Annotated in this window: 4 protein-coding genes; 1 reads left to right on the forward strand and 3 read right to left on the reverse strand. The window is 73.6% G+C overall.

The features are described from left to right. Both IRZ18_08265 and IRZ18_08270 read right to left on the reverse strand, forming a co-directional pair. Positions 1-272: hypothetical protein (locus IRZ18_08265; protein ID MBX5477096.1), on the reverse strand; the 272-nt coding region annotated here is incomplete at its 3' end. 104 nt (positions 273-376) lie between these two features. Continuing rightward, positions 377-1,864: a S41 family peptidase gene (locus IRZ18_08270; GenBank protein ID MBX5477097.1), complete on the reverse strand. Its 1,488-nt coding sequence runs from the start codon at positions 1,862-1,864 to the stop codon at positions 377-379. 394 nt (positions 1,865-2,258) lie between these two features. On the opposite strand from IRZ18_08270, the gene IRZ18_08275 reads away from it, so the two are divergent. Further along, complete coding sequence (locus IRZ18_08275; protein ID MBX5477098.1) at positions 2,259-3,134, forward strand: hypothetical protein; 876 nt, start codon at positions 2,259-2,261, stop codon at positions 3,132-3,134. Positions 3,135-3,364: 230 nt separating this feature from the next. Here IRZ18_08275 and IRZ18_08280 read toward each other — a convergent pair. Continuing rightward, positions 3,365-5,407: S-layer homology domain-containing protein (locus tag IRZ18_08280; GenBank protein ID MBX5477099.1), on the reverse strand; the 2,043-nt coding region annotated here is incomplete at its 5' end.

Here is a 5,407-nt window from a genome sequence, read left to right on the forward strand (position 1 = left end):
CGACCGCCGGGGGGGGGGGCGGCGGCGGGTGCGGCCGCCGCGGCCGGCGCGGCCGCCGCGGCGTGCGGGGCGGCTGGCGCGGGCCCCGCGCCTGCGTCGGCCCCCGCCGGCGCCGCCGCGCTCGTGGCGCCCGCAACGGTCACCCCCGGACCTGGCGCGGCGCCGCCCGGCGTCGCGCCGCCACCGACGGCCACGGCGATCGACATGCCAAGGATCGCGGCGTAGGCCGCGAGGATGGCCGTCGTCCAGAACGTCGTCTTCAAAATGCGCATCGGGTGAACTCCTCTCGGCGTTCACCCGACGAGTCTGGTCCGCCCGCTGGGGATCTAAACCAGCGCGCTCCACATCCCGGCCCGGCCGGCGCCGGATGCGGCGGCTACCGGCCTGTCGTCGCCTCCGCCCCCGCGCCCGCCGCCTGCGGCAGCTTCCCGCTCAGGAGGTAGTCCACCGCCGCCTCCAGCGCCGGGTCGCGCTGCGCCTCAGCCTCAGCCTCCGCCTTGGCCCTGGCCTCGGCCACGGCCTGCTCAAGCGCCTTGCGCACGGCGTCCGTCACCTCGTACGTGACCGGCAGGCGGTGGTCGATCTCGAACAGCATCAGCGCCCGGAGCGTCCCGCCTTCGAAGTCGCCGCGCGCGTCCGTGACGTCGTAGCCCAGGAACCGCAACCGCGCCTGCAGCGCCGAGACGGCCGCGCCCTTGTCGTGGTACCGGATGGGGCCCTTGCCCAGGTCGCCGAGGTTCCCCGGCACGACCGTCACCTTCGGGTCGACCGGGATGTCCGGCGCCAGCCCCACGTGGTCGATGGCGCGCCGCTTCGGCGTGAGGTAGTGCGCCGTCGTCAGCTTCAGGGTCGCCCCGTTGGCGAGGTCGAGCAGCGATTGCACGGAGCCCTTCCCGTACGTGCGCTGCCCGACGAGCACGGCGCCGTTGTCCTGCAGCGCCCCGGCCACGATCTCGGCCGCGCTGGCGCTCTGCCCGTTCACGAGCACCGCCGTCTGCGGCATCGGGCCGAGCGGGTCCGCGGGGAAGTCCGTCTCCTGGCCCCGGACGTCCACGATCCGCACGACCGGTCCCTCGGGCACGAGCGCCCCCGCCACCTGCACGGCGGCGCTCACGTACCCGCCGGGGTTGTCCCGCAGGTCGAGCACGAGGCCGCGCAGCCCGCGAGCGAGCAGGTCGCGGTAGGCGGCGACGAACTGGTCTCCCGTGTTCTCGTTGAACTGGTCGATGCGGATGTAGCCGATGTCGTTCGTCAGCATGCGCGCGTCGACGGACGGCTGCGCCACCCGCCCCCGCACGAGGTGGCGGGTAAAGGTCGTGGCGCCCTCGCCCGTGCCGCGCCGCACCGTGACGTCCACGCCCGTGCCGGCCTGGCCGCGCAGCAGCACGGCCGCGCCGTCGATGCTGTGGCCCTTCAGCGCCACCCCGTCGACGGCCGTGATCACGTCGTCCGCCTGCAGCCCCGCCTTCGCCGCCGGGCTGTCCGGGAACACGCGCACGATGCGCGCGCCGTCCGGATCGGCCGTGATCTCGACGCCGATGCCCTCGTATTGGCCGCTCAGCCCGCCGGTGAACGAGCGCGTCTCCTCAGGCGTGAAGTAGGCGGAATGCGGGTCGCCCAGCGACTTCACCATCGCGTCGATGGCGGCGTCGACCAGCGCCTGACGGTCCACGCCGCCGGCATAATCGGCGGTGATGTACTCGTAAGCTTGGACCAGCGGGGCGAGCTCGCTCTGCTCTTGCGGCGTCAGCCCTTCCCACTCGCCGCCTCCGGCGGCCCGGGAGGGCCCCGTGACCAGGGCGGCAACCACCACGGCGGCGACCACTCCGACGAGCGGCCGCCGCCACCACGACCACTGCCTCATTTCGTTGTCGGCCTCCTCGTGGCGCTTGGGATTCCGCGCCATCGCGGACAATCCTTCCGGCTGGGAAACGAGGGGATGATTTCCAGCGAACCGGACCAGTCTTATGGGCGTCTGAAGAGATGAACGGGCGGGATCCGGCGGCGCGGTCGCCGGCCCGCGGGCGGCGGGAGGCGGGGAGAGATGTCAGGCGTGTGACAAGAAGGACGTGTGAACGCGATTGAGCGAGATTTTGCAAGGTCGGCACGCTGCCGCGTCAGCGGATTGCGGCCCGGACGAAGGGCCGCCTGCGGCGACGCAACACCGCGAACCCGCGGAATTGCAGCCATTTTCTGGCCGCTCCTAATATGGCCCATGGAGCGTCGAAACGCTTTGACGCTTGCGGAGGAAGATCAACATGCCGGGTCGTCATCTCACCAAACGGCTCATCTGGATCGTCCCCGCCGCCACGCTCGTCGGTCTCTCGCTCGCCGCGCCCACGCCGGCGGCTCCGCCGGCCGCGGCGGCGCTGCAACCGGCGGCGTACAGCGGCGGCCCGACTTCGTCCGGCCCGGCCCACTCCGGCTCCGTCGGGAGCGCGGATCCGGCCTCCGGCGCCGCCGTCGCGGCGCGAGCGGGCGACCGCCTGGCCCAGGCGTTCGTCACGCTGGAAGCGCTCGGCGGCTTCGCCCTTTCGGCCGAGGTGCGCGAGACCTACGCCGGCAAGACGGCGCCCACCGCTCACCTCGACCTGGTCTACGACGCGCGCGGCGACCGCGGTCCGGTCATCGCCGCCCGCGGCGAGGCGCTCGTCTCCGACACGGACGCGAAGCCCACAGAGGCGCGCATCTACGTCGCCGGCGGGACGATGGCCTACGACAACGGCTGCGGCTGGGTGAAGCTGCCGTACAACGGGCCGGCCAGCATCTTCGCCGCGTTCGGCCTGTACGACGAATGGGACTGGCTGCGCGAGGCCTACGAAGCCGGCGCGGTCACCATCGACGTCGACAACGGCACCGGCGCCTATCGCGTGTCGCTCGAGCCGGGCTGGCTCGCCCAGCGGCTCCAGGAAGAACAGCTGGACGTCGTCCCCGTCTCGGCGACGTACACCGTCACGGTGCACGACACCGCCAGCGGGCCGGTCCTGGACGTGACCGGGCACGCGGAGTTCCGCCTGGACGGCGAACCCGTGCAGACGGACTCGCACATCGTCGTCCACTCGGTCGCGGGGTTGGACCCGATCACCCCGCCGGCCGACCTCGCCCCGCAGGATCCGGCATCCGTGGGGTTCTGACGGGCGGCCCTACCGGGCCGAGCCGACAAATTCATACGGCCTCATCGGTTCATCCCGGCGACGAGCCGGACTGCCGGCCAGCGAGCCGGCCGCATCCAACGACGGCCCCGCGCGAACCCAGCCGCGCGGGGCCGTCGGCGCGTTCAGGCGGACGGGGTCTGAAGATCGTGGCCGTGCGCCGGCGCTCGCACGCCGGCCGAGGTGCGGTCGCGGCCCCGCCGCGAAGCGCGTCAGCGCGACGGCGCCGGCGCTGCCTGGCCCGCGTACCTGACCAGCCGCTCGACGACGGTCGCCGCCTCCGCGCGCGTCATCGAACGGTCGGGCAAGAACGCCAGCCCGCCGCCCGGCCGCGCCTCCCCGCGCACGAGCCCCGCCTCGTACAGCCGCGCGAGAAGGTCGCGGTCGGCCGCCGAAAGTCCCGCGACATCCGCGAACGGCGCCGGCCCGGTCGCGGAGGGCAGGGCCTTCCCCGCCGCCACCGCCCACCGCCCCATCCAGCGAGCCATTTCGAGCCGCGATGGCGGCGCGTCCAGCTGGAGGCGGCCGCCCGCGCCAGCCGCGCCGCCGCCGCCCGCATCCGCCGGCGTCAGAATCCCCGCCTTCACCGCCGCGCCGAGCCAGCCCTGGCGCACGAGCCAATGGTTCGGGTCGACGGCCATCCCGGCCGTGTCGCCGGGCCTCAGCGGCAGCTTGAGCGTGGCCACGAGCATCTTCAAGAAGGACGCGCGATTGAGCGCCTGGTCCGGATGGAAGAGACCGTCCGGCTCCCCGTTGACGATGCCGCGCTCCGCAAGGTCGCGGACGTCAGCCTCGGCCCAGTGACCGGCGATGTCGCTCAGCCACGCGTACACGCGCACCAGCCGCCGGGCGGCGTCGAACGCCACGAACTGGCCGACCGGCTGCAGCACCCGCCGCGCGACGTCCAGAGGCAGGTACACCGCACCATTCTCCACCCGGGGCGGTTGCGGCAGGAACGTGCGCTCGAGCCCGTTGCCCCCGTCCGGGAAGTACCCCACGGCCGAGCGCGGCCGCACCGCCCCCACGAAGCGCTGTGCCCCGTCTTGCCAGACGAGCTCGCCGTCGTCCGTCGATTGGAACGTCGCCCCGACCACGCTGAGAAGAGCCGCGGGCAGGAACGGCGTCCCGCCCGCCAGCGCCGCCCCCTTGGGGAAGGACCGGCCGTCCAGGGACAGGTCGATCGCCTGCCAGTCCACCGGTCCCGCCACGGTCAGGCGGCCGCTGCCGAGAAAGCCGGGCCACCGATCCTCAAGGCCGTTGGGCTGCACGACGGCGAGCACGCTCGAGCCGTCGTACGTGCCGGGCGGCAGCGCGAATTCCAGAGTGCCCGCCGCCGGGTGGCGCACGCCCGCGACCGGACGGCCGTCGACGTACACCTTCACCTGCGTCAGGTCCGCGTAGCCGACGACGCGGACCATCCACTGCCCCCCGCTCTGCCACCGGGAGGCCGAGACGAGCTGCGGCGCGTCCCAGCGGGCGGTCCGGAAGCTCCACTGCCGGGAGAAGGGGTGCCAGTCGCCGCGGTCGTCGAGGTAGCGGCCGGTGACGCGCACGCGATACGTGGTCAGCGGCGCGAGCGGCGCCTTCGGGACAAGCGCGACCGCCGTGCCGCCGAGGTGGGAGATCGCCGGATCACCGCTCCCGGCGTCCGGCGTGAGCACGTACGCCGGCACCAGGCTCCCGCTGTCCGTCTGGAGCACGGCCGCGTCGACGTCGACCGCTTCCACGTGCGGGCTGGGGAACTGCAGCGTGATCGGGTACCCGGCCGGGTACGACGCGCCCGGGAAGGGCGACAGCGGATCGGGGACCTCGCCGCTGGGGAAGGAGAGCGGCACGTCCCGCTGCCCGTCGACGGGATACACTACCATGGTGCCGGAGGCCACGTCGGAGGGCTTGGGGATCCAGTCGCCGAGCTCGAGGTCCGTCACCGGCAGGTCGCCAGCGGCGTTCGGCGCGCCGGCCAGCGCGAATCCCACTGCGCGGAGGGTGGGATCGACGATCGGCAGGCGATGGTAGACGGAGTCCATCCACGTGTCGACGGCGTCGACCAGGCCCTCGCCGAACGCCATGTCCTCGGCGGCGTTGCCCGCGTACCCGAAGTAGGCCGCGCGGTCCCAGGGGTTCTCGCCGGTGAAGCCCGGCCAGGACGACGGCTCCGTGTGCACCTGCAGCGAGATCCCGCCGTAAGCGGCCGCGTTCCGCGCGTAGAAGGCCGCGTGCGCCTGCGCCGCGGCGGCGAGGGACGCGTCGACGAC

It is taken from the genome of Clostridia bacterium (assembly GCA_019683875.1).
Classification (GTDB): Bacteria; Bacillota; Sulfobacillia; order RBS10-35; family Bu92; genus Bu92.